The 25,923-nt window shown below is 38.8% G+C and carries 21 protein-coding genes; 8 read left to right on the forward strand and 13 right to left on the reverse strand.

Translation table 11 applies throughout. The features are described 5' to 3' along the window. The first annotated feature begins 77 nt into the window (after positions 1-77). Positions 78-1,268 carry a pyridoxal phosphate-dependent aminotransferase gene (locus ACXAG7_RS01855; protein WP_476665763.1) on the forward strand — a complete coding sequence of 397 codons (1,191 nt, stop codon included), beginning with the start codon at positions 78-80 and terminating at the stop codon, positions 1,266-1,268. A 4-nt stretch (positions 1,269-1,272) separates the two neighbouring features. Then, a complete protein-coding gene (gene murB, locus ACXAG7_RS01860) occupies positions 1,273-2,283 on the forward strand; it encodes a UDP-N-acetylmuramate dehydrogenase (RefSeq protein WP_476665764.1) in 1,011 nt (336 codons plus the stop codon). A gap of 161 nt (positions 2,284-2,444) precedes the next feature. Here the strand turns inward: murB and ACXAG7_RS01865 are convergent, their stop codons facing one another. Genes ACXAG7_RS01865 through ACXAG7_RS01880 form a run of 4 tightly spaced genes read right to left on the reverse strand, consistent with a single transcriptional unit; the run spans position 2,445 to position 5,761 of the window. After that, positions 2,445-3,110 carry an SCO family protein gene (locus ACXAG7_RS01865; RefSeq protein ID WP_476665765.1) on the reverse strand — a complete coding sequence of 222 codons (666 nt, stop codon included), beginning with the start codon at positions 3,108-3,110 and terminating at the stop codon, positions 2,445-2,447. Continuing rightward, positions 3,094-3,663: a toxin-antitoxin system YwqK family antitoxin gene (locus ACXAG7_RS01870; RefSeq protein WP_476665766.1), complete on the reverse strand. Its 570-nt coding sequence runs from the start codon at positions 3,661-3,663 to the stop codon at positions 3,094-3,096. The genes ACXAG7_RS01865 and ACXAG7_RS01870 overlap by 17 nt, the downstream gene beginning before the upstream one ends. Before the next feature lie 3 nt (positions 3,664-3,666). Then, on the reverse strand, positions 3,667-4,440 hold the full coding sequence (locus ACXAG7_RS01875) for a YHYH protein (protein WP_408043826.1): 774 nt from the start codon (positions 4,438-4,440) through the stop codon (positions 3,667-3,669). A gap of 4 nt (positions 4,441-4,444) precedes the next feature. Beyond that, a complete protein-coding gene (locus ACXAG7_RS01880) occupies positions 4,445-5,761 on the reverse strand; it encodes a sulfatase-like hydrolase/transferase (protein WP_476665767.1) in 1,317 nt (438 codons plus the stop codon). A 174-nt stretch (positions 5,762-5,935) separates the two neighbouring features. On the opposite strand from ACXAG7_RS01880, the gene ACXAG7_RS01885 reads away from it, so the two are divergent. From ACXAG7_RS01885 to lipA, 5 genes are all read left to right on the forward strand, one after another. Next, positions 5,936-6,139, forward strand: coding sequence for a membrane or secreted protein (locus tag ACXAG7_RS01885; protein WP_408043828.1), 204 nt, complete (start codon positions 5,936-5,938; stop codon positions 6,137-6,139). 15 nt (positions 6,140-6,154) lie between these two features. Continuing rightward, positions 6,155-7,243: a glycosyltransferase gene (locus ACXAG7_RS01890; RefSeq protein ID WP_476665768.1), complete on the forward strand. Its 1,089-nt coding sequence runs from the start codon at positions 6,155-6,157 to the stop codon at positions 7,241-7,243. Then, positions 7,234-7,794, forward strand: coding sequence for an RNA polymerase sigma factor (locus ACXAG7_RS01895; protein WP_476665769.1), 561 nt, complete (start codon positions 7,234-7,236; stop codon positions 7,792-7,794). The genes ACXAG7_RS01890 and ACXAG7_RS01895 overlap by 10 nt, the downstream gene beginning before the upstream one ends. Positions 7,795-7,877: 83 nt before the next feature. Next, positions 7,878-9,092, forward strand: a complete 1,215-nt coding sequence (locus ACXAG7_RS01900; RefSeq protein ID WP_476665770.1) for an Nramp family divalent metal transporter — start codon at positions 7,878-7,880, stop codon at positions 9,090-9,092. Positions 9,093-9,172: 80 nt separating this feature from the next. Then, positions 9,173-10,042 carry a lipoyl synthase gene (lipA, locus tag ACXAG7_RS01905; RefSeq protein ID WP_408043832.1) on the forward strand — a complete coding sequence of 290 codons (870 nt, stop codon included), beginning with the start codon at positions 9,173-9,175 and terminating at the stop codon, positions 10,040-10,042. A 1,253-nt stretch (positions 10,043-11,295) separates the two neighbouring features. Here the strand turns inward: lipA and ACXAG7_RS01910 are convergent. Together ACXAG7_RS01910 and ACXAG7_RS01915 are read right to left on the reverse strand one after the other, a co-directional pair. Continuing rightward, positions 11,296-12,654 carry a pyridoxal-phosphate dependent enzyme gene (locus ACXAG7_RS01910; RefSeq protein WP_408043833.1) on the reverse strand — a complete coding sequence of 453 codons (1,359 nt, stop codon included), beginning with the start codon at positions 12,652-12,654 and terminating at the stop codon, positions 11,296-11,298. 42 nt (positions 12,655-12,696) lie between these two features. After that, positions 12,697-13,932, reverse strand: coding sequence for an ABC transporter permease (locus ACXAG7_RS01915; RefSeq protein ID WP_408043834.1), 1,236 nt, complete (start codon positions 13,930-13,932; stop codon positions 12,697-12,699). A gap of 5 nt (positions 13,933-13,937) precedes the next feature. On the opposite strand from ACXAG7_RS01915, the gene ACXAG7_RS01920 reads away from it, so the two are divergent. Next, the gene (locus tag ACXAG7_RS01920) at positions 13,938-15,176 is read left to right on the forward strand and encodes an exo-beta-N-acetylmuramidase NamZ family protein (RefSeq protein WP_476665771.1); all 1,239 of its coding nucleotides are present in this window, start codon (positions 13,938-13,940) and stop codon (positions 15,174-15,176) included. Between the two features lie 39 nt (positions 15,177-15,215). Here ACXAG7_RS01920 and ACXAG7_RS01925 read toward each other — a convergent pair whose 3' ends face one another. The 7 genes from ACXAG7_RS01925 to ACXAG7_RS01955 form a co-directional block, all read right to left on the reverse strand. Continuing rightward, positions 15,216-16,073 carry a DUF4249 domain-containing protein gene (locus ACXAG7_RS01925; RefSeq protein ID WP_476665772.1) on the reverse strand — a complete coding sequence of 286 codons (858 nt, stop codon included), beginning with the start codon at positions 16,071-16,073 and terminating at the stop codon, positions 15,216-15,218. A 4-nt stretch (positions 16,074-16,077) separates the two neighbouring features. Continuing rightward, positions 16,078-18,417: a TonB-dependent receptor gene (locus ACXAG7_RS01930; RefSeq protein ID WP_476665773.1), complete on the reverse strand. Its 2,340-nt coding sequence runs from the start codon at positions 18,415-18,417 to the stop codon at positions 16,078-16,080. Positions 18,418-18,536: 119 nt separating this feature from the next. Continuing rightward, a complete protein-coding gene (locus ACXAG7_RS01935; RefSeq protein ID WP_476665774.1) occupies positions 18,537-19,640 on the reverse strand; it encodes a helix-turn-helix domain-containing protein in 1,104 nt (367 codons plus the stop codon). 43 nt (positions 19,641-19,683) lie between these two features. After that, positions 19,684-20,418, reverse strand: coding sequence for a DUF6503 family protein (locus ACXAG7_RS01940; protein WP_476665775.1), 735 nt, complete (start codon positions 20,416-20,418; stop codon positions 19,684-19,686). Between the two features lie 209 nt (positions 20,419-20,627). Continuing rightward, entirely contained in the window at positions 20,628-21,641 is a 1,014-nt protein-coding gene (locus tag ACXAG7_RS01945) for a CARDB domain-containing protein (RefSeq protein WP_476665776.1), read from the reverse strand. Between the two features lie 532 nt (positions 21,642-22,173). After that, positions 22,174-23,952: a cytochrome-c peroxidase gene (locus ACXAG7_RS01950; RefSeq protein ID WP_476665777.1), complete on the reverse strand. Its 1,779-nt coding sequence runs from the start codon at positions 23,950-23,952 to the stop codon at positions 22,174-22,176. A gap of 5 nt (positions 23,953-23,957) precedes the next feature. Beyond that, positions 23,958-25,472 carry a PhoX family protein gene (locus ACXAG7_RS01955; RefSeq protein WP_408043842.1) on the reverse strand — a complete coding sequence of 505 codons (1,515 nt, stop codon included), beginning with the start codon at positions 25,470-25,472 and terminating at the stop codon, positions 23,958-23,960. Positions 25,473-25,923: the final 451 nt, after the last annotated feature.

Here is a 25,923-nt window from a genome sequence, read left to right on the forward strand (position 1 = left end):
TATTTTCCTGATAAACAGTTGATGATTCTCGAAATAATTTCGCAAATTTGCCCAGAAAACAACTAATTTTATTTAAAATGCCATCAATTTCTTTAAAGGGAAATGCGATGCCTCAATCACCAATTAGGAAATTAGTTCCTTTTGCAGAGGCCGCAAAAAAAAATGGAACCAAAGTTTTTCATTTAAATATCGGACAACCGGATATTAAAACTCCTCAAGTTGCCTTAGACGCTGTGAAAAACAATGCTATCGAGGTACTTTCCTATGCCCGTTCAGAAGGATCAGAAGTATACCGAGAAAAATTAGCTGCGTATTACAATCAGCACGACATCGCCGTAGGAGCGAATAATATTATTGCAACAACAGGAGGGTCAGAAGCCCTGTTGTTTACTATTGGAAGTATTACCGACCCAGGAGATGAAATTATCATTCCTGAGCCTTTCTACGCTAATTACAACGGATTTTCAACGGCTTCGGGAGTTAAGGTAGTACCTGTTATCTCTAAGATTGAAGATAATTTTGCGCTTCCTGCCATTGAGGAATTCGAAAAATTAATTACTCCAAAAACAAAAGCAATTCTTATTTGTAACCCTGGAAATCCAACAGGATACCTTTACAGCCAAGAAGAAATTGAAAAATTAAAACAAATTGTTTTAAAACACGATTTATTTTTAATTGCTGATGAAGTATACAGAGAGTTTGCCTATGATGGTGAAAAACACAATTCTGTTATGGCGCTTGAAGGTTTAGAAAACCACGCTATCATGATTGACTCTGTATCTAAACGCTACAGCATGTGTGGTGCGCGAATTGGTTGTATCGTTTCTAAAAACAACGAATTTATCAATACTGCCATCAAATTTGCACAAGCCCGATTGAGCCCACCTACCTATGCCTTGTTAGCGAGTGAAGCTGCATTGGATACTCCTCAATCGTATTTTGATGAAGTTATTGAAGAATATCAAGACCGTAGAAATACCTTGATTGAAGAGCTCAACAAAATAGAAGGAGTGCGCGTGGCTAATCCGAAGGGAGCTTTTTACTGTATTGCTGAACTTCCAGTGGAAGATGCGGAAGATTTTGCTCAGTGGATTTTAGAAAAATTCAACGATCGCAATGAAACTGTGATGGTGGCTCCGGCAGGAGGGTTCTACTCTACTCCTGGAGAAGGAAAAAATCAAGTACGTATTGCTTATGTATTAAATAAACAAGACTTGATCCGCTGTGTTGAAATATTAAAAAATGCCTTGACTGCATACAAACAATAGTCATTTGAAAATAGCACAAAACATATCTTTAAAACCTTATAATACGTTTGGCATTGATTGTAATGCCAAACGTTTTATTCAGGTAACTTCGTTATTTGAATTGCAAGAGCTGCTCAAAACAGAAAAAAACTTATTTCTTTTAAGTGGAGGCAGCAATATGTTGTTAACGAAAGACATCGAACAAGAATTAGTAGTACAGCTCAATATCAAAGGGATCTCTATTGATCGAGAAAATGAGCAAAATGTACACTTAACAGTGAATGCTGGTGAAAACTGGCACGATTTTGTGCTCTGGTGCATTGAACAAAATTACGGTGGCCTTGAGAACCTATCTCTTATTCCCGGTTTTGTAGGCACCTGCCCTATACAAAATATCGGCGCTTATGGCGTGGAAGTAAAAGACAGGATAACCCGAGTTGAAACCGTGGAAATTGCCAGTGGTAAGCGCGTGTATTTTTCAAATGAGGAATGTGAATTCGGTTATAGAAATTCAGTCTTTAAAAATGCTTTAAAGGGACGCTACATCATTACAGCAGTAACTTTTGAGCTCAGTAAAAACAAACACCAACTCCACACCAAATACGGGGCTATTAACGAGGAGTTGAAACGAAAGAATATCGAAGTTCCAACAATCAAAGATATTTCTGATGCAGTTATTGCCATTCGTCAATCAAAATTACCCGATCCTTCGGAAATTGGCAACAGTGGTAGTTTCTTTAAAAATCCTGTAATTTCAACAACTCACTTTCAAGAACTTCAAAATGAGTTTCCTGAAATACCGAGCTACCCGATATCTGACAGGGAGGTAAAAGTACCTGCTGGTTGGCTTATTGAGCAAGCCGGATTTAAAGGGAAACGCTTTGGAGCATGCGGTGTGCACCACAAACAAGCGTTGGTACTTGTAAATTACGGAAATGCTACTGGGAAAGAAGTATTTGCGCTCGCACAGGAAATAAAAAAAGCTATCAAAAACAAGTTTTCAATAGCTTTAGAAATTGAAGTTAATATTATCTAAACCTCTTCTTGTTTTCTACGCGAATGGGCTGATAAATAACTTTTGATGGGGTTAAAATTTCCTGAATCAGGTTAATTAAGCTTGTTAAAAATTTCATGTAATTAATTTTAAGGGATCTGTTAATTTGACACAAAATGTGCATTTAGGTCACAAGATACTAACTATTTTTCTTTTTTCAAGGTTTTAATATGCCTAATTAAACGACGTGTATCCATTTCAAGTGTCCCGTTATACACACCTCGTATTCGCCCTTTTTTATCGATTAATACAAAATTTTCGGTATGTACAAAAGCCGAAGTATCTTTGGTAACTGCAAACTCACGATCTGCGTAATACCCCTTACGAGCTAAATTGTACACTACTTCCTTGTCTCCTGTTAACAGTTGCCATTTATTTCCTAAAACACCGTTATCAGCAGCGTAGCGCTTTAATACAGGAACGGAATCTCTTTCTGGCATTACCGTATGTGACACGAGCAGTATATCATGATCTCCTTCAAATTCTTCTTGCAATTTTTTCATATTATTTGTCAACATTGGACAAATTCCTGGACAGGTTGCAAAAAAGAAGTCAGCTACGTAGATCTTGTCTTTAAAGAATTCTCTTGTAATGGTAGCTCCCTCTTGATTTACCAACGAAAACTCAGGTATTTTGTGAATTGTATTGTATTCAGGACTTTCCGGAGCTATCCATTCTGGGGTTAGTTCCGCAGTATTAAAAAATGGTAATCTATCGCCATTTCCCGACTTTTCGGGCTTACAGCCCACCGAAACTAGGAGTACTAAACAGGTGATTGCTGTAAGTATGATTTTACTTAATAGTTTCATTCGCTGTATTTACTGTATAACATTTTTTTAATCCGATTAGGCCGTAACGTTCTCCATCAACTGTAGTAAAATTGGCACGTAAGGTACCATCACCCTGCCACATTTGTTGACGCCCTGCTTCCCGACCGTGTATAAAATGAAATTTTTTATAACACTGTCCCGACGGATACCACTCTGTAACGCTGCCGTGATACGCTCCACTGGTATCAAAATGATACTCAAATTTATGCTTACCACTAGGCCACCACGCCTTGTGAACGCCCACTTTAATACCTGCATCGTACCAGCGTTCCTCTGCTTGTCCTCCCGAGAGGTAGTTTTTTTTCTCTTTACCGTGTTTGAAGCCATCTTTGTAATGACTGCTGTTTTTCGTTTTATTAACTGCGTCAACAGATAATAGCCAACCGGTAAAGGGGACTCCGTTATAGCGGAGCTCCCCTTTTACCTCAGTAAATGATTCTGAATTATACTGCACTCGCTGCTCTTGATCTTCCCGAGCACAACTGAAAAGCACAGCAATTCCGATGATCCCATTTAGCAATAAGGTCCGCATAGGCTAATTTGTTATGTTTCCTGGTGTCCCATAATATCCATTACCATTTAAATACGGTGCATCGGCAGTAATGTGGTAATGATAAATACCATCCGGAAAATCTGTAGTTGCCCCAACATGTCCGTGATATACATCGAGATCAGCACTCGTCACGGTTTGTCCATTTTCTTCCGGTCCATATACCGGAAATCCATCTGCTAACAAACCTAAGAATGCAGATTTCCCAAAATTAGCCGTTAAATAGGTCGGCTCTATATGATAGTGGTACTGACCGCTGTTTTGCGGATGTCCTAAATACTGATCAAAAGAATTTATCTCATTAGTTAAAGGCTGGTTGTTTGGCCCTGCATACTGATTGTAAAACGGTACCCCATTCAAGGAGATTCCGATGGCCCCCAGGCTTGTTTCTTGCTTGTTAGTAGCTTCCGAAGGTTTTAATGGAATTCGAAGCGTTAAGGTTTGAGACGATATCGAATTGGGATTCAAATTCCAATTGGGATTCGTACCGTTGTAGGCCTCATACATGGCGTGCCCCTGCCCCCAATACGGACTTTTATGATCTGGTAAACCATCACTTGTAAAAACGACAACGTTTCCATCTATGCGATACGAAAGTCCCGCTACATTATCAAATTTTGACAAAATTCCGCTAATATCATAGGTCGCAGTATTTACCGGATCTGAATTTCCATCACTAGGTTCAGTATCATCTGAACTACAAGCAAACAGTAACATACTACATAAGGCGGCTCCAAAAATAAATTTCATCGTGTTCATACGGCTATTGTTTTAAGTTATTTAATGTCGATTTTAACCAGTTTAACTGCTGCTGGTCATCAGTACTCAAACTCGAATCGAGTAGATTTGTATTTTCAAAAGGATCGGTGCTCAACTTGTACAAGGCTTCTGTCCCATCAGCAAACAGGATGTACTTATGGGTTTCATTTCTGATGGTATTATCGTCTTCCGACCCTGTGGTTTTACCAATTTCTGTATAACTGAACGTCCTTGGGTTCTCTGAATTAGCAGAGCTCAACAAGCCTGAAAAATTATGACTATCGTTTACCACCGTAGTATTCACTCCTGTCAAACTCGCAATAGTAGCAAATAAGTCTGTGGTATTTAACAAGGCGGTTTCCACTTCATTTACTCGGGTTACATTTTTTCCAGAAATCACCATCGACACATTCACACCTCCTTGGTATACTGTACCTTTAACTCGACGAGCTCGATAGTCTTGAGCCACTTGATTTGGCGTTCCGTTATCACCGATAAAAATGATGACTGTATTGGCGCGCTCTTCAGCACTCATACTGTCTAACAGGCGACCTATTTCATAGTCCATGGCCTCTATCATTGCCATGTAATACGGAAGCGGATTGGCATCAATACTCGCTGTATCTGTTGGCAAACTTCCCTGTGAATGCATATGTGCCTCCGGCAAGTGAAAAGGAGTATGTGGGGCATTGTAGGCCAACCATAAAAACCAAGGTTTCTGTTGTTGCTGTACCCAATTGATAGCCAAGTCAGTGAATTTAGTTGTCGTATAGGTTTGTTCGCTATTCGTGCTTCCGTTTTGAGTAAATCGCCAATCGGTATACGACGAGACCCCTCCTGTAAGCAAGCCGGCGTAGTACTCCACTCCCATTTGCGTAGGATGAGTAGGGTCTGTTGACAAGTGCCATTTACCGATAACTGCACTACTGTAGTTCGCTCCCCCTTGATTGATATATTTTTGCAACGATGTTTCTGTGGTGGGCAAAGCATCATCGACCTTTTTCACACCAGTTCTAAACCCGTATTTCCCGGTTAAGATACTCGACCTAGTAGGCGTACAGGTTGGATAAGCCCAGAGATTGGTAAAACGCACTCCTGAGTTCATCATCTCTTGGATATGTGGAATCGTCGGTTTGGTACTTCCAATAGCATACCCGGGAGTGGCGTCTAATCCCATGTCATCCGCTATAATTAACAATATATTGGTAGCGGTGTTACTACTCGGTGTATCGCCATCATCTGGTGGCGTCGTAGCAACATCAGAACTACATCCAAAACTATTCAATAAAACAATGACTACTAAAAATAAGCGGAACTTCATAAAGATTGATTTTAAAATTAGACCTCCAGTGTTTCAAAAAGTTTTAAAAAATTTTAAAAAAAACTTTTAGTTACTTAATTTACAAAAGATTAAAACATCATCCTAAAGTATTTAGCTCCTAATTCTATAAGTTCTAATTTCTTTAGTATCTTTGTACTTTAAACTTTTTACAAAATGAAACTTGTACTTGTAACCATAGGAATGTTAGCAGTTGCTTTCGCGGGAATAGCTATTAAAATTTGGGCAAAGAAAGACGGTGAATTTGCCGGAACTTGCGCAAGTCAGAACCCTATGTTAAATCAAAGTGGAGAGGCTTGTGGTTTTTGTGGTAAAACCCCTGATCAATTCGATACGTGTAACGACCCTCAGCACGGATAATACACAATGCTGAGCATGTTACTTACTGTACTCTTGTACAGTGTTCTCGTACTGGTATTCATACAAGTTATTTATTTATTTGCCTTTTCTTCTATTGGATTTCGCAAAAACAAGGTACAAGCTGGTAGTCGCAAGCTACCTGTATCTGTTGTTATCTATGTAAAAAACAAAGCGTTTTTACTGGAAGAGCACATTCCGATATTCTTAGAGCAGAACTACCCTAATTTTGAATTGGTACTCGTCAACCACGCTTCTTCTGATCATAGTTTGGAAGTAATAGAAGGATTGATGGAGCGCTACCCCAACATTAAACTCGTGAATGTTGAGAATAAGGAACGTTTTTGGGCAAATAAGAAGTACGCACTCACCTTGGCTGTTAAAGCTAGTAGTCACGATTGTATACTCTATACCGAACTCGACAGTCTCCCTATGACGAACCAATGGATTCAGAGTACCGTAGATCAATTTGTCGGCGATAAATCTATTGTGATGGCGCCTATTCAGTACACTACCAAAAATCCTTTTTTACGATACATCGATTCAATACATCAATTACAATCGTTTTCTTTTGCGAACTTAGGAAATCCTTTTCGCGCCTCTAAGGCAAACTTTGCCTTTAGTAAAGATGAGTTTTTTAGAGTTAAAGGATATATCAGTCACCTAGACATCCCCGTAGGTATCACTACGCTTTTTCTGAAGGATGCAGGTAACAAAAAAAACACAGCCGTAGCACTTAACCACGATAACTTTGTTTGTGCTAAACAGAAAGTTACCTGGGCTACTTTTTGGGACCGACAACTACGAGAAGCACAATTATTTCAATACTACAATTTCAAAAACAAATTTTTGTTGAGCGTATTCAACCTATCCAAATTGGCTTTGTATCTAACCCTACCGATAGGTTTGTTTGTAAATTGGCAAGTGTACGGTGGTATACTGCTCAGCTATTACCTATTGTATTACTTGAGCTGTAGTAAATCGTTAATAAAGTTAAAAGAGCAAAAGTTACTGTATATTTTACCTATATTAGACTTGTATTACGCTATACACCTGATGCTATTATTCTTAGCTAGTAAATTTATAAGGCCGAAAACTTGGATTTAGATAACGTAAAAATTTCTGAACACATCGCTGGAGCAAAAGCAGGAAATCAAATGTCCTTTAATTTTCTGTTAGATCAATTCTGGCCACTCGTCTATTATTTCCAACTGGAAAAAACGGCCAATGACAACGATGCTGAAGACATTGCTATTCAAACGTTCTCAAAAGCTTTTGATAAAATTGAAAGTTACGATGATCAATACGCCTTTACCACTTGGCTCCTAACGATTTCTAAAAATGTCTTTATCGACTTTTTACGCAAAAAACAATCGTCCATTCAAATCAACAATTCAATAGAGCGGGAAGAAGCCTATGGTATTATCGATGACTCTCCGAGTCCTGAAGATACTATTATTCGTGAACAGAACTTAGCGAAGCTACTGCGTGATATCAAACAGCTAAAACCCCACTACCAAAAGGTAATACACCTCAGGTATTTTGAAGAACTGAGTTATAAGGAGATTGCCATTCGAATGGACGAGCCAATGAATAACATAAAAGTTAAACTACTCAGAGCTAAAAAACTCTTAGCAGCTATCATAAAAAAGTCGTAAATCTCTAATATTGACATACAAAACTTAGGGATTTCATATTTTTTAGCTACATTTAGTCCGTTTTTACAACCCCCTTACACTAAATGAAAAAAGCATTTACATCTTTAGGACCTGGATTACTGTTTGCCGGAGCCGCTGTGGGTGTATCACACTTGGTACAATCAACACGAGCAGGAGCGGAATTCGGATTCGGTTTACTCTGGGCTTTAGTACTTGTTCACCTGTTTAAGTACCCTTTTTTCCAATATGGACCGCGTTATGCTGCCGCTACCGGTGAAACCCTTCTTGACGGATACAAAAAGTTGGGTAAAGGCGTACTTTGGTGCTATTACATCTTGAATTTTGCAACGATGTTTACCATACAGGCGGCGGTTACCATCGTTACAGCAGGATTAGCTGCCCACCTATTCGGCCTATCTAATGATCTCGTTTTATGGTCTGCTCTCTTGTTGGCAGTAAGTTTTGGTATCCTGTTATTGGGGAAGTACAATTTACTAGACAAGTTGATGAAATATATTATTATCACGCTAACCATCAGTACTATTATCGCTGTTTTGGTGGCGATGGTTACCTCTAAAAAAGGGCACTCATTTACTCAGATCATACCATCAGGAAGTGCCGAATTAACTTTTCTAATCGCCTTTTTAGGTTGGATGCCCGCCCCCTTAGACGTATCTATCTGGCATTCTTTGTGGACCGTAGAAAAAGACAAGACAACCTTTCAGCACATTAAACCACGCCAAGCCATATTCGATTTTAACGTCGGGTATATCGGCACCTTATTTTTAGGAGTTTGCTTTTTAATTTTGGGAGCCATGGTCATGTTTCAATCTGGGCAATCATTTTCCTCTAAGGGTTCTGTATTTGCCTCACAACTCATTAATTTATACACGAAAAACCTCGGTGAATACGCCCATATATTTATCGGTATAGCGGCATTTACAACCATGTTTAGCACCACACTAACCACCTTTGACGCCTCACCGCGAGCTATGGGAAAGGCTAGCGAATTGCTCCACCGAAAAGTAAAAGTATCCTATTGGTTTTGGAGTGTCGTCCTCGCTGTTGGCACCTATATTATCCTCCGCTATTTCATGGCTGATATGGGCCTATTAGTTCGAATAGCTACGGTACTATCTTTTTTGACAGCTCCCTTTTACGCCATTTTAAATTTTCTATTAATCAGCGGTAAACATACGCCAGAAAAATACCGACCATCCAAAGAACTCAAACTATTGAGCATTGCAGGAATAGTATTCCTCCTCGGTTTTAGCGTGTGGTTTATTTGTAATCTATAAGGATAACGGGAAACTTAATTCCGATACAATAAATACCAGCTTTTCTTTGTAAATTTGCAACTCAATTTAATGTGAAACCAATGACAAAGGAATCTGTAGCATTACCAGAAAGAACAAAAAAACCGAAGTGGTTACGCGTAAAACTTCCGGTAGGTAAAAAATATACCGAGTTACGTGGCCTCGTTGATAAATACAAACTCAATACCATTTGTACCAGTGGTAGTTGCCCTAATATGGGGGAATGTTGGGGTGAAGGAACCGCGACATTTATGATTCTCGGAAATACTTGTACCCGCTCTTGTGGCTTCTGTGGTGTAAAAACAGGACGTCCGGACACTGTAGAATGGGATGAACCAGAAAAGGTAGCTCGCTCTATTAAGTTAATGAATATCAAACACGCCGTAATTACCTCTGTTGATAGAGATGATTTGAAAGACGGTGGATCTATTATTTGGGCGGAAACTGTCGATGCGATTCGACGTGCCAACCCCAACACTACTCTTGAAACCTTGATTCCAGACTTTCAAGGAAATGAAAAACTCATTGACCGCATCATCGAAGTACATCCAGAAGTGGTTTCTCATAATATGGAAACCGTTAAGCGACTCACTCGTGAAGTGCGTATACAAGCGAAATACGATCGTAGTCTCGGTGTTTTAAAGTACTTAAAGGACAACGGTATGCGTACCAAATCCGGAATCATGTTAGGTCTTGGAGAAACAGAAGAAGAAGTGATTCAAACCATGAAGGATTTACGAGGTGTTGGACTCGATATTATTACCATCGGACAATACTTACAACCTACTAAAAAGCACCTACCGGTGAAGCAATTTATCACTCCGGATCAGTTTAAGAAATACGAGCAGCTCGGTTTAGAAATGGGCTTTATGTACGTAGAAAGTGGAGCCTTGGTTCGTTCATCGTACAAAGCACACAAACACGCTAGCTAATTTTAGGAATTTATTAACCTTTTAACAAAATAACGTTAATAAATTACAAAAAATATAAAATTCAAAGCAATTACACTTCAATATCGCTCATTTTGGCATAGAAATTGAAAACTATAGAATTGTAAACAAACAGTAAGTTTAGTTTTCATAGTGTAAAATATTTGAATTAGTTGATTAACAAAGCCCACTCAAACGAGTGGGCTTTGCTTTTACTACTATATTCTACATTCCAGTATCTACAGTTCTCAGCCCCTCAACAGTCTTATGCGGTATCCAAAGAACTTGGCAAGCGTAGCGCTACTAGTTTATCTCCATCGGACTACTGCTTTGATGGCGCTTGGCTTTTATGCCAATGACCATCTCCAATCGCCTAGAAATTTTGAATTATTAGCAATTCATTAACACAATAATGTTAATATTTTACAAAAAACACATTAATAACGAATTTTAAATTTAAATAATATTAATTTTGGCACAGAAATTGAAAACAATAGTACTGTAAACAAACAGCAAGTTTAGTTTTCATTGTGTAAATTATTTGAATTAGTTGATTAACAAAGCCCACTCAAACGAGTGGGCTTTGCTTTTACTACTATATTTTGCATTCTCGAATCTTACGTTCTAAGCCGCTCAACAGTCTTATGCTGTATCCATAGAACATACTAAGATGAACGCTAACAGTTTACTTCCATCTAACTACTGCTTTGATGGCGCTTAACTTTTAAGCATACACCCAATTACAAACGCCACAATTATTAAATTATTAGCAATTCGTTAACACAATAATGTTAATATTTTACAAAAACCACATTAAAAATGGATTTTATAATTAAACACCACTAATTTTGGCACAGAAATTGAAAACAATACTACTGTAAACAAACAGTAAGTTTAGTTTTCATTGTGTAAATTATTTGAATTAGTTGATTAACAAAGCCCACTCAAACGAGTGGGCTTTGCTATACGTTATATGTTACGGTATAATTAGTGACCGCAAATTGTCTTTTATCAAAAAAGCACGAATGCCGTGGATACCACAAAAACGGATACCAGAAACAGACTAGCGTAATACAGCACCTTTAACTTACGACCTCCTTCCGAAATGTGTTTTCTATAATAATTTGATAATTTTACTACTTGGTGTAAAACCATTACGCATATCAATACAGGTAAGCTTAGAAAAATCATAAACATTAAGAACACATCGCCTAAACTCGAGGGACTACCGCAAAAGTACTTTGTAATCAACATACTTATATCGCGTTAATGATGTCGTACTTAGTAATGATATGGTGTTTTCCGTTTTCTAAGGCCACCAATACAGCCTGACTGTCCTTATTAATTAGTTTTGATACGGTTTCAATACTATCTGATGATTTAACTACTGGATAAGCAGCTCCCATAACCTCTTTAATCGGTGTATCGGCAACATTCTTATCGGCAATAAACCCACGTAGCAATGCAGCCTCGTCTACCGAACCTACAAATCCATTAGCGTCTCTTACTGGGATTTGAGAGATTTTGAAATCGCGCATGCGCTCAATGGCATGTGACACTAACTCTTCGGTTTGCACTGTTACTAGTGGCTTGTCGATATGTGATTTAATCAAATCTTCAGCGGTAGTTACCTCTGCATCTAAGAACCCTCTATCGCGCATCCAATCGTCATTAAACATCTTTCCTACATACCTACTTCCGTGATCGTGGAACAACACAACAACTACATCGTCCTTTTTAAATTCATCCTTTAACTGTAACAATCCCTTGATCGCTGCTCCTGCTGAATTTCCAACAAAAATTCCTTCTTCTTTTGCGATCATTCTCGTGTATACTGCAGCATCCTTATCGGTTACCTTTGTAAATCCGTCAATAAGACTAAAATCTACATTTTTAGGTAAAATATCTTCACCGATACCTTCCGTGATGTACGGATAAATTTCGTTCTCATCGAAAACCCCTGTTTCGTGGTATTTCTTAAATACTGAACCATAGGTATCTACTCCCCAAATTTTAATATTTGGATTTTTCTCTTTTAAATACTTTGCAGTCCCTGAAATCGTTCCTCCTGTTCCTACACCCACAACAAAATGTGTGATCTTACCTTCTGTTTGTTCCCAAATTTCCGGTCCAGTTTGCTCGTAATGTGCTGTCGCATTCGAAGGATTGTCGTATTGATTAACATACCAAGAATTTGGGGTCTCTTCACCTAAACGCTTTGATACTGAATAATACGATCTTGGATCTTCGGGTTCAACATTAGTAGGACATACTACTACCTCTGCACCTACTGCACGAAGGATGTCCATTTTTTCTTTGGATTGCTTATCTGAAATTACAAAAATACACTTGTATCCCTTCACTATTGCCGCCAATGCTAATCCCATACCAGTATTTCCTGAAGTTCCTTCAATGATGGTTCCTCCGGGTTGTAAGCGACCATCAGCTTCGGCATCCTCTATCATTTTTAACGCCATACGATCTTTTACAGAGTTTCCTGGGTTAAAGGTTTCCACCTTAGCCAATACATGAGCTTCCACTTCACTAGTTACTGAATTCAACTGAACCAAAGGAGTATTTCCGATGGTTTCCAATATATTTTTTGCGTATTTCATTATCGTTATTTTATATTACAAAGAAACAAAACTTATTTCAACTTAAGCAAACTTAATCGACTTCGAAGGATGGATTTTCGTGATGATGTACGAAGGAATTACTAACATCAACATACACAGCAGCAAGGTTCCTAAATTCAACAGTACTATTGCTGAAACATCGAGATTCAACGGAACCGTTGTCACGTAGTAATTTTGAGGGTTTAACGTAATTACACCCGTGTACTTTTGTATACCAACAATGACAAAAGCGATGATATTTCCGTAGAGTAAACCTTTTAAAATCAAATAGCTCGCATTGTACAAAAACACCTTTCGAATACTCCAATTTGGACTCCCCAAAGCCTTCAATATTCCTACGAGTTGTACTTGTTCTAAAATGAGGACTAACAAGGCCGTTATCATATTAATTCCGGCTACGAAAATCATAATTCCTATAATCACCCATACATTGTTGTCAAGGATGTCTAACCAATTCAATATTAAAGCGTAATTATCAACCAAGGTAGTACTATTAAGGGTTACCCCTACATTGCGATACACCTCGTTACCGATCGTTGTCAACTGGTTAAAATCGTCTATTACAACCTCAAAACCACCTACCATTTCATCTGACCACTTGTTTAACCTTCTCACCTCTCGAATATCTCCCAACACCATGTTTTTATCAAACTGCTGAAATCCTGTATCGTAAATTCCGACCACCACTGGCTTTCGTCTCTTAAAAGGTGTTTTACTTTTTGTCGCATTAAAAATCATCTCAATCGTGTCGTTTAATTGTATATTGAGATTATTAGCAATTGTACTGGAAATGATAATTTCTTTGTTTCGTTCTTGTGCAAAGTTTGGCAAACGGCCATCTACTAGGTATTCTTTAAAAAACGTAAAATCGTAATCGGTACTCACCCCTTTTAAGACCACGCCTTCAAAACTCTCCGGAGTTCTGATCACCCCAAATTTATTCGCAAATACCTGAACGTTTTTTATCCCATCAATACCCTTAAATTTCGGGTAGAAATCCTGATTCATACTAATGGGAACCGTAGATATGTCGGAATTGTTATTGTCGTAATTTACAATTTGAATATGTCCTTTAAATCCGGCCATTTTATCACGTATTTTCTTCTGAAAACCCGCTCCGATGGCCACAGATACCAACATTACAGAAATTCCAAGCGTAATGGCTATAGTCGCAATTTTTATAATTGGGGATGATATACTATTTTTATACTTTTTTCCAGCGATTATCCGCTTGGCAATAAATAACTCGAAATTCAAAGGTTATGATTTTTAAGTACACCAAAAGTACATATTTATTGTGGTTTTTTTGCATCTCAGTACAACTAGTTTCATGTGCACAGCAAAGTAATACCACTTCAACGAAAGAAAAACACAGGCCCAATAGCATCGTATGCGGTGCCGATAATACTGAGGCCTACCTCTCTTACTTAGGAGGAAAGAAAATTGCTATTGTCGCCAATCAGACATCCGTTGTGAACTCTGAAAACGCCCCTGCCAAACACTTGGTCGATTTCTTGATGGCACAGCCGACTGTTAGTGTACAAAAAGTTTTTGCCCCTGAACACGGATTTAGAGGAAAAGCAGATGCTGGAGAAACTGTTAAAGACGGGATAGATACCAAAACTGGACTCCCAATCATTTCATTGTACGGTAAAAATAAAAAGCCCTATCCATCTCAACTAAAAGGTCTTGATTTGGTTGTTTTTGACATTCAAGATGTGGGCGCTCGATTTTACACTTATATCTCAACGCTACACTACGTAATGGAAGCTTGTGCTGAAGCGAATATCCCACTACTCTTACTCGATCGTCCCAATCCAAACGCTCATTATGTAGATGGGCCGGTATTAGAAGAAAGCTGTAAAAGCTTTGTAGGGATGCATCCAGTTCCTACGGTCTATGGAATGACCATAGGAGAATACGGTCGTATGATTAACGGTGAACACTGGTTGGCAGAAGGAGTGCGTTGCGAGCTGAAAGTCATTAAATTGAAAAACTACACCCACAGAACTCCATATATCCTACCTATCAAACCCTCACCGAATTTACCCAATGCAACGGCCATCAATTTATACCCAAGTCTCTGCTTTTTTGAAGGGACCCCAAAAGTATCCGTGGGACGTGGAACTTCACAACAGTTTCAAGTAGTAGGAACGCCCGACTACCAGGTTCCTGCAGCGAGTTTTAGTTTTGTTCCTCAACCCAACGAAGGAGCCAAATACCCAAAAAACCAAGGAAAAAAATGTATAGGCTTTGATTTAAGCACGCATAACAGACTCAACAGCATTGAATTGAAATGGCTTATCACATTTTATAAGGCCCACCAAAAGAACCGAGAAAAGGTGGCTTTTTTTAATGCATTTTTCAAGAAACTAGCAGGTACTCCGCTCTTGCAAAAACAACTAGAACAAGGGCTCACAGAAGCGGCTATCAAAAAAAGTTGGCAGCCCGGATTAAACACCTTTAAAAAAACGAGAAAAAAATATCTCTTATATCCATAAACAAAAAGATCGATGGCCATCACCATCGATCTTTTTGCTTTACCTAAATAGGTATTCTTCTTGAGCAACACTCGATACACTAAAATAGCCCAACGGATATTTTGACGGGTCTGTTGTATTTATCACATTTCCCTTGACAAGTACTGGAACGGCTTTAAAAGGACTGCCTCCCTGCCCATTGTCGTATTGACTCAACAAAAGGTTCATAAATTGATAGTGACTCTTAGAAATCCCAATTAACTGTATCCCTATACTATCTCCCTTCTGAAACTCTTCATTCACTGCCGTATCTTCGTCGTCTTCTTTTTCCCAAACTTCTTTCATCAAATTTCCATTGGAAAATTCGTCTTTTTGGGTTTCGTAATACGGTAATACATCTCGATTGCTTTTAAATCGAATCAAATAATAATTTTCTGCACTGACATCGTCTCGGTACCAAAACGAAATTTCCGGTACTTCTGGATCTCCCCCTTCTACCACAGATTGCTTCACTTCCGTTATGGCTGCTGTAGCTGTCATTACTTCTTCCGCCTCATACGTATTACCTTGATGCGCTACAAGCAAACGATACCGCTGCTGCAACACTGGTTTAAAATTCGTACAACGATACCTACCCTCAGTAGTATGAACAAATTCAAACTCCTCTAAACTACTTGAATTAATCACCTTTACACGTGCATCGGATACAGGTAGTAACTCCTTATTACGATAGTATTTTTGAGTCAGACTAAGTCGTATTTCCTGCTCAACCCCAGTGGAACCTTGCTTCCAATGCAAGGCTGCATCGACTACCAATCGCTGCTGCCCTTCGGCTAGGTCTACCTGTACCACATCAGTACAAGCACAAAATACTACTGCAAACATCCCTAAAAGGGTATAAAAAAATCTTCTATTCATGGTCTTAAAATTTAAAATTGTAGGCTAAGGATGGTACGATTCCGAATATCGAGGTTCGAATTGCTTCGTTCTGCCCTGTATTTCTGCGTTGTCCAAAAGTAATATCCTGAGCATTGCGCCTGTTATACAGGTTATAGATCCCAAAGCTCCAAGTACCCTTCCATTTTTTGTCGGTATCCGCACGAGGCGTATAGTTTAATGAAACATCTAGGCGATGATAACTCGGTAAACGGCTAGAATTGCGCTCAGCATAGGTGGCAATAGCAATCCCTTGATAATTATAACTACCATTCGGATAGGTTACAGGACGCCCAGTTTGTAACACAAAATTACCTCCTAGACTCCATTTTTTATTCCATTGATAACTGCATGACAGGGAAATATCATGAGTTCTATCAAAATTTGCAGGGTACCAATTACCATTATTAATACCAGTTCCTCCAAAAACGCCCCCCGAAGTACGTTGTTCTGCTCTTGACCAAGTATACCCGACATAGCCTCGCAATTTGCCTCGGTTTTTGCGCAGTAAGAACTCGGCTCCATAGGATCTCATGTCTCCTTGGAGTATCTCTGTTTCGATATGATTGTTTCCTATCAAATCTGAACCATCGATATAATCAATTCGATTAACAACGTGTTTATAATACCCTTCAACTTCTAAACTATAGCGACCTTTAGCCCAGTTTTTAAAATAGCCCATACTGTATTGATGTCCTCTTTGCGGCTTTAAATAGGTACCACTTGGCGCCCAGACATCGACAGGATTCACAGTTGTAGTATTCGAAAGTAAATGAATGTACTGCGCCGTTCTCGTGTAACTCCCTTTAATTGAGTTTTTTGCGTTAAACGCATAGGAAAGCCCAACCCTAGGCTCCAAAGTAACATAGCTCTTATTTCCGCGCAGGGTTCCCGTTACCACCCCTTCTTCATAGCGGTTGGTTATTGGATTGTACTGTAAGGGTTTTCCGTCCTTGTAGGCTCTCAAATCCTCAGTAAAAAGCCGTTTAAAAAACGATGTTCTCAGTCCGTACATCAGTTGAAGTTTTGACGACAGTTTGAGTTCGGCTCCTAGATAAAGCGCCGATTCTAAAGCTCTTTTCTGAGCCAGCTGCAACGGATTTATGGAAGAACCTTTTTTTGAAGGCTTGATAGCTCCTGGGTTAAAATCATAGCCAATAGTAGCGGCGCCAATTTGCAATTTCCATTTTTCCGTAGCATAGTAATCCAAATCGTATTTAAAATGAACATTGGCAATAGAAGCTTTCCAATCCAAATCCATGAATCCCAGTAAAATACGATAATCGTATTTACTGTAAACCAAAGATGTATTACTGAATAACTTATCAGAAAACACGTGATTCCATCGCAAATTGGCAGTGATGTTCCCATAATCAGATTGGAAGTTATTGGTTGCTAAATAGTCACGTCCAAGATAGGATGACAGGTATATGGTATTTCTTTTATTAAGAGCGAGATGCGTTTTTAAATTTACGTCGTAAAACGAGGCGCTATTGGTTCCGCTAATAAACAAGTGCGCATAAGATGCACGCCCAGCTAACATCAGTGCTCCTCGCTGCCCTAAGAGCGGCGTTTCTACGCTTAACTTACTCGAAATTGCTCCTATACCTCCCGATAGCGTGAATCGTTTTTTATTACCATCTTTCTGACGCACATCGAGCACTGAGGCAATTCTACCTCCGTATTTTGCTGGCATGCTTCCTTTGTACAGTCGTACGTCTTTGATCGCATCGGAATTGAACACAGAAAAAAAGCCCAACAAATGGGAAGTATTGTAGACCACAGCCTCGTCTAAGAGCACTAGGTTTTGATCAGCTCCACCACCTCGAATGTGAAAACCCGCTGCTCCTTCTCCATTTTTAGTAACTCCTGGTAAGCTTTGTACCGATTTAATGATATCGGGTTCACCGAAAACGACGGGACTCTTTTGAAGGTCTTTCACCTTTAACTGTGAAACCCCCATCATTGGAGAACGCACATTAGCTTTCTGTCCTTGAGTACTCTGAATAACTACTTCATCTAATTCAGTAGCTTCCGGCTGCAATTCTATGCGTAACTGCTGCGTTTTCCCTTTGGAAATATCCAATACATAGTTCGCAAATCCCATAGCACTGATTACTACCATAGTGTTGGGCTTTCGAATTTCTAAGGAAAAAAAACCGTATTCGTTGGTCATCGTTCCGATTGCTGTGCCTTCTATATAAACATCAGCTCCAACTATGAGTTCTCCAGAGCTGCCATCTTTTACGACACCACTAACTGTTGAACGTTGTGCCCAATGACTCCAAGGAATCAGCAGCACACAAATTAAAATGAATTGCTTCATGTAAGTGAATTTTTAAAGTTTTGAATTTCAAAAATCCACGAATACTACTTGAGAATCGACTCAGCATATAGGCTGATGTATATTTGAAGTACGACCGTGTAGGCACACACGCTTATCCCTTATGAAACCAAGGATTCCTGCATTAAAATAGCTCTTGGAGTTTTCCCTGTAATCTCTTTAAAATGTTTATTGAAAGTCGATTTAGACTTAAATCCACACTCCATGGCCATGGCAAGAATGGTATACGAACGATATTCAGGACGTTTACAAATAACCAAAAACTCTTCTACCCGCAACGCATTGACATATTGATAAAAGCTCTTTGATTCGTATTCATTAATTATTTGCGAAACGTAATTAGGAGTGGTTTCTAAACGGGCGGCTAATTCACCTAGTGTCAATTCTGGTTCCAGATACAATTTATCTGTGTGCATCAAGTCTTTTAACCTGGCATAGATCACCGCAGCTACTTCTCGTTTCAGCCCGGACTTTTTGTATTGCTTCTCGGTAACATCGTCTTTGATTGAACTCGATAGCTCATTCTCTAATTCTGTAGCTGATGAAAATATAGTGGTTTGGTTAATCCCGTAAAACCCGAGGTACAATACAAACACCACTACTCCTGAAAAAATGAACACGGGATTGTCAGAAAACAGTACTACCAACCATATCCCAATTAAGCCCAAAGTTAAATTGCGCAACCAATTAAGCGTTTTGTTTTCTGTATTTGAAAAGCTGTTTTCGATGCGTTTCTTATGCTTTTTTACTAAAAATAAAACCGCTAGACTATACGAAAACCCACTTACTAACATGCTGATATCTTGCAACCAATCAAACCACTCATAAGCGTGGTCTTCTCCCCTCATAACAATCGCTATTTTCGTGTCGGCACTCAACGCATAAAATGGAATCCCCACTAAAATTAGGAGTAAAGAAGGCAGTAGGTGTAGTGCTATTTCCCGTATTCGTAGCGATGGTCCCGTCAAGCTTCTCGCATAGAAGTACAAAAATACTCCTTGCACTAATGGCAGGGAAAAATCCATCCCCAACAGCCATGGAAAATCGACTATTTTACCGGAGTCAACTGCGTAAAAATATCCTAGGTGTACCCCAATGACTGCCAACCACAATCCTAAAACGCGATCGGCTTGTGAGGTATTCTTTTTCAAAATAAGCAAGACTATCAGCGTGATAGCCATAAAAATTCCTATGATAAAAAACATGCCTTCAGTTTATTTAACAAACGAATTGATTTACAAAGTAGTATTAAGGTAAGCGACGGATTTCTATACGTTCCAAAATAATCTCTGATACCTTTTCGAGCGCACCTGCTTCAAAAGCCTCCGCCAACATCTCAAAGCGCTGTTCCTTATTCATCGGCTTGTAATTGTCGTAATTAGCCAACTGTATCCCTTCGGTATCAGTAACTGATTTTACGGCTCTAAAACGCATTCCTCCTCCATTTGTATGGTAGGCATACGCAAGGTACTTCAATTGGTAGCTTTCAGTATCGAACCAGTACAAAAATTGATCATCAAAATCATCTCCTCCACCTTCTTCACTAAAACTAACTGCTACTTTATAGTAAGAAGTTCCTTTTATTTCTTCTTCTCCCAACAGCTTCTTATGAACAGCGGCATCGTTTAAGCCTAAAGGTAATACCGAAAAATAGTGCACTGAATTTACTGCATTTGCTAGACTGTTGCTTTTTTTCTCGGTCAGGGTCACCAAACTGTCATTGACAGTACGTACAAACCCCTCGTTACTCAGACGGTCGAGTATCGTGTTACCTGAATTTTGTGAGGTACGCTGTAAGTTAAACGCTCCGTTTTTGCGAATGGCTTTGAATTGATTTCCTCGGAATTCAAAAGAGAGTTCCGCTGACTTTAACTGTTCAATTCCAGATTTTTTCAGGGATTCATCAATAATTTCTTGAGCCGTTTTTTGAGGACTGCAGGCCCCTAAAAGTACTACGGCAATTGCAAGGATAGATTTGCGCATAATGATTTGTTTGTTTTGGTCGGTAGACAGTTCCAAAATTACAGAAAGCCCTCAAGAACATCCTTAAAATTCTGTTAAGAATCCCGTGACTGGTCACCTACTATTGCTTAGTCGAGATATTTCTTGGCCTTAGTATCTCAGCACAACTATCTAACCCCAAAAAAAGGCTCCTCTCGGAGCCCTTGAAATTTAGATTGTATTTGATAAAACTACTTATGCTTCAAAATCTTAGTTTTACTACCTGTTACATCTTCAATCACATACATTCCATTCGGTAGCGAACGCAGGGTCGCTTTTTCTTGTTCTACTGAATTGACAATTCGATCAGAAGTTCTGTTTAAACTGCGAATTCGAATTGGATATGTCTTCGTTCCAAAACTTTGACGGTACCTCAATCGGAATGCCAAGGTATTATTCGCCTCATTCTGCTCATCTACAGCATTGTCTGCATCGGCTTTCAGTATCAAATAATAGTATCCAAATCCAGTAGTGTACGGAATATTATGTCCGAATATAGTGAATCCAAAAGTGGCGTTGTTATTAGGAGCTATGCCATTAACCGTCGTATTCGCATTTATATTGATAGGAATATCATTTGTACTCCAACTCGCGTCATAAGATAGGTAGGCTTTAATTTTACTCGTTCCTGAACTAACTGTTCCCGCATTGACAACATGTCCAGTTACCGTTAATGAACCTCCTTCTTTTGACAAAATATGGATTCCCGACCCTAGATTAGAATAACTCGAACTACAACTAGTACACTCACTTTGAATGACAAGGCTATTTTCATAAATTTTAAGGTCTGCTTTCCCTAGATTAGGGTAGGTATAACTCAATACTTTGGTCAAACCTGCATACTTTACCACCAAAAAGAACTTTGCATTGGAAGTGGTAGCGTAATTTTTTAATGCTGTGTTCCACCATGGCTTGTACTTATAGGTACTAAAGAGTAGATCGTGATCATCTTCTCTATTCCAATAACTTCTTCCAAGTTCGTTAGCTGCTGAAATCGATTCCTTATACACAATAAGGTCAATTTGATGATGACCGTGGGTACTGTACCTATAATCCCCTTTGATTTTGAACTCAAAGTCAAATTTAGTTCCTGCATTAAAGTGCTGCCCTGCGGGTTCATTAACCTTAAAATCGATTACATCGATAGTTTGTGCATAAGACCAATATGTGGCCATAAATAAAACGATAAACGTAAAATTTTTCATAATTTTTAGTATTTTTTCTATTCACAAGGTAGTAGAATACCCTAAACAAAATTTTGATTTTCAAGTCTTTAATAATTTAATAATATGTACTAAAACCGAACACTACACCTCGTCTAACAACGGCGTAACTGAACCTCAATAGCTCTTGATGACTTTGATTGTTTAACTGCTAGTTTATTACGGAATGTAACAACTCATAAAAAGAAGGACTTAGCACTAAAAAACAAACTCCAAAGACCGCATTTCGATGTATGCAGTGCAGTCCCACCCACCCACCCTCTCGTAGACTTCACCACTGAAAAACAGCATTTAAAACCTGTACTATTTTAACTTCATGTTATATTTTTTTAATTAAATAGTTTACAACCCACAAAAAAACAACTCCTCAAATCTTAATTTTTTAAACTAAACCTAAATATTAACATAAAAAAATGCGAATTACACAAAAATATTAAAAATAAAGCATAAAAAAACACTCCGTATAACCTTCGTTACATTGGAGTGTTTTCAATGAAAAAAATATCTAAACAGCTTAATACGAATCCGTCAAACTATTCATAAATGCGACTAACTGTTGTATTTCTTTATCAGAAAGATCTAAATTATCAAACGGCAAGGTTTGATGTGGCAGCTTAAACCCTAAGCCTACACCGCCTCCTTTGTTATAAAATTCAACCACTTCTTCAAGAGACTCGTAAACTCCATTATGCATATAAGGTCCTGTTTTGGATACATTTCGGACCGTAGGTGTTTTAAAAAAGTGTTTGCGTTCCGGTGTTTTGAACAACTCATAGCGTCCTAAATCGTCACTTAAGGCTGTTTGCGTCAGATTTGGAGTTCCGAGAGCCTCCAATTCGGTATCGTTGTAATTGGGAGGTACAGTTCCGTTAAACACGGGTGCAAAATGACAGGTTGCACACAGCGCTTTCCCCATGAACAGATTGAACCCCTGTTTTTCGTCTTCGGAAAGTGTGGTGAGTACGCCGTTAATATTTTTATCAAACTTAGAATCAAAGCGATTTAAGGTTCTGACATAACTGGCTAATGCGTGTTGTACAGTATGCGCTTTGCGTTTTCCTCCTGATAGTTTACTCAGTGTTTTAGCATACCTAGGATGCTGCTCAACACGTGCAACAATGCTATCCATACTCGTGTTAAACTCATTGTGATTTTTAACAACTCCTACTACTTGTCCTTCCAAACTTCCAGCACGAGCATCCATAAAAAAACCTCTTTGATACGCTGCATAGGTCACTGTTGGTGTATTTCTTTGCTGCTTGGCATCGAACACGCGTTTCCCATCAGTAAAAGCCAGACTTTTATCGTGGCAGCTCGCACAAGACATAGTCTTGTTTTTAGACAGCGAGGCATCTTCAAAAAGTGCTTTCCCGAATGCGATGCGCTCCTTATAATGGGTAGTATCACTCTGATAATCGGTAAAATAATGAAGATTCAGGCTCGATGCTGAAAACAAGCTGGTCATGGTATTGGAAAGTGCCATTTCGAAAGGAAATTCTACCTTCCAATCTCTTTGTACCGCCACCAGTGTTTTCAATTGAGGATGGATGTGATTTTTGATAAAGGCATAACGATCAAAAGACTCAAAATCTCCTTTCAGGACCGCAATGGCAGCGAGTACCTGTTCTTCCATTTGCTGATACAAGGCTTGTGAACTAAAATTGGGCTTGGTCATTTTTAATACCTCTAATAAAGTGGCATAGGTCCATGCAGACTCTTGCAGCGAAGCACTTAGCACTGGCGAATCGAAACCAGTGATTCCCGTAGTAGCTATGCGAACTATCTGTTCTCTCAGCAACCAAATAAGATGGTAATCACGTAGTTGCAAATCCGTATTATGAGCAATTAGCTTGAGTCTACTACTCGTGGTTTGAACGGTTGTTATCAACTCAAGTGAATCGGGTTTCTCTTCAAAAACAATTTCTTCAATCACCTGAAAACCTATGGGTTGTAGTACTTTTGTATCATTGCTCTCCTCGCCTTTTACCTGTATGATATTCGGAGCATTTAGCGATTTATAATTATTTTTATCGGTATACGCGAGTACTGGCTCTGCTAGCTTAAAATACTTACGAGCCTCACGGTACAAAGATTGTTGTACTTGTGGGCTTTTACCTGTCATACTATCCAATGCTGCGATGCTTTTTTGCAAATGCGCCATATACAATTCTGTAAGCCCTTCATTTACTGCCTTTTTATCGGTATAAGCTCCTTGTTTATGACCACAAGCATACAAGCACAGAAAAAGACATACACAGAGGTATGCCTTTTTTAAAATTTCTATAATTCTCATATTCATTAACGCTCTAAACCGGTAACGATGTGTAATACAGAACCTTCTTTTCTCGACATGTTTGAATTTGCCTTAGGATCGGTAAATGACGTTCCATCTGCTGGTTCCCAACCGTGATTTTGCGTGATTACCATAAAAGTATTCTTTCCGTTATTAACGATATCGGTAACATCGATCATACCAGTAATTTCCCAGGCCTTATCGGTTTTACCATAGCCCTTAGCTGCAGCGTTGGTCTGATCACACTCTAACACCATTTTTAAAGTTCCCGTAGTCAGATTGTACTGATACAAACGAGCGAAGTGATTTTTTTCAGCTACGTCAAAGTATCCATTAGGATCTTCTTGGATGTAGGCATAGTTTTCAGTCACTAAGATATTATCAGGACTGTGAAAATTCTTTGCCTTTCCCGTTAGCTTATCCGCATCTAATACACAGGTAATTTTTGCTGCTTTGGTAGGGTCTGTATCATTCAACACTACTTTATAGATACGTCCGTAATACGTTCCTTTATCCTTTAAACCATCTTTTCTTCTCCCCGTAACACAGAAGTAAATTTCACGGTTGTTCTTTGCGCTTCCTCTTCTCCAATCAATGTCTTCCAAGCGTGAAAAGCCCATAACTCCTTTGGTCTTACACTCGGCATCTAAGGCGTTGATTTCACGTTCTTTCAACTCTACGAATTCTGCATCATACGCAGTTCCTTCGTTCATATCGGCTTCGTAATTTACTCCTGCCGTCGTAACTTTTAAACCGTATAATTTTCCGTTTTTAAGGTCACCAGTAGCTCCAACATACATTCCTAACTGTCCTGAAGGGATATTATTATCACTGTGGTCATCACCGATGAATACTACTGTTTTTCCTGGATAAGCAGCTTTTCCAATTGCCACGGCATTTTCTGTAGACCACTGACCTAAAGCGGTCAACATTTCAGCGGTTCCTGCTGCTGATGCATTTTTAGTAGGATCTGTAGCGAACACCCCTTTAGAGGCTCCACCCCATTCACCACCTGATAAATACAAAGGTCCAAATCCGTGTTCTTGAGGCGTAATCATAGAACCTGAACACTGAGCAGTATTGGCAGTAGCCGATGCATTTAAGATATACTCTCCTTGCGTAGGACGTAAATTCTTATTGAGCTTTATACGTGCAATGGCGTAATCAGCTTCAATATTATTAATTAAAGTATAGCTACCATCTGCTTCGGCAAGTAAGCCAGCACCATCTGCCATAGATCCATACACGAAATCCGGGCTATTTGGAATCTGATCTTCAGACGACAAGATTGGGGTAATTTTCAAATGAGAGAACTCACCGGCTACTTTCAAAAAATTAGGGGTTTTAGAAGCGGTTAAATACACAGAAGCATCCGAACCGTTCTGTCCGTTAGTTCCATTAGCACCATCTTTTCCATCTTTTCCATTAATTCCATCTGCACCATCCTGACATGATACAAATCCAGCAAAAGCGGTCATTAAGGATACTACCGCCAATTTGCTTGCGTTAACTTTTTTCATTGTTTTCTATTTGTTTAGTTTTTGAACACCACAAAACAACGCTAGCTAAATTATCAAACTCTTAAAACAATATTAAATTCCCTTCAGCAAAAGGTTAAGAAGATTATCAAATTATAAACAAAAAAGGACTTTTGTTAGCATACTGCAAACACAAAACTGCACTAAGTCATTACATATCAGTGATAACAAAAAAGCAATACTACAGTGCAAGGATAATACAAACTTAACAACAGGGCTATAAAAAGAAAAAAACGTCACTGCAATGACGTTTTAAACCCTTTCATATTCTATAAATATGACCGCTGTAAAGAATCGAAACTAATACCTTGGTAGTTTATGGAACTACAACCAAAATAAACAATGAGAACATTCGACTCTTTACAAAACTTTTTCATATAATTTTCCCCGACGACTCCTAGTATTAATTTTGTACCCTTGTCTATTTATTTCA

It is taken from the genome of Tenacibaculum sp. AWR4_210 (assembly GCF_056160945.1).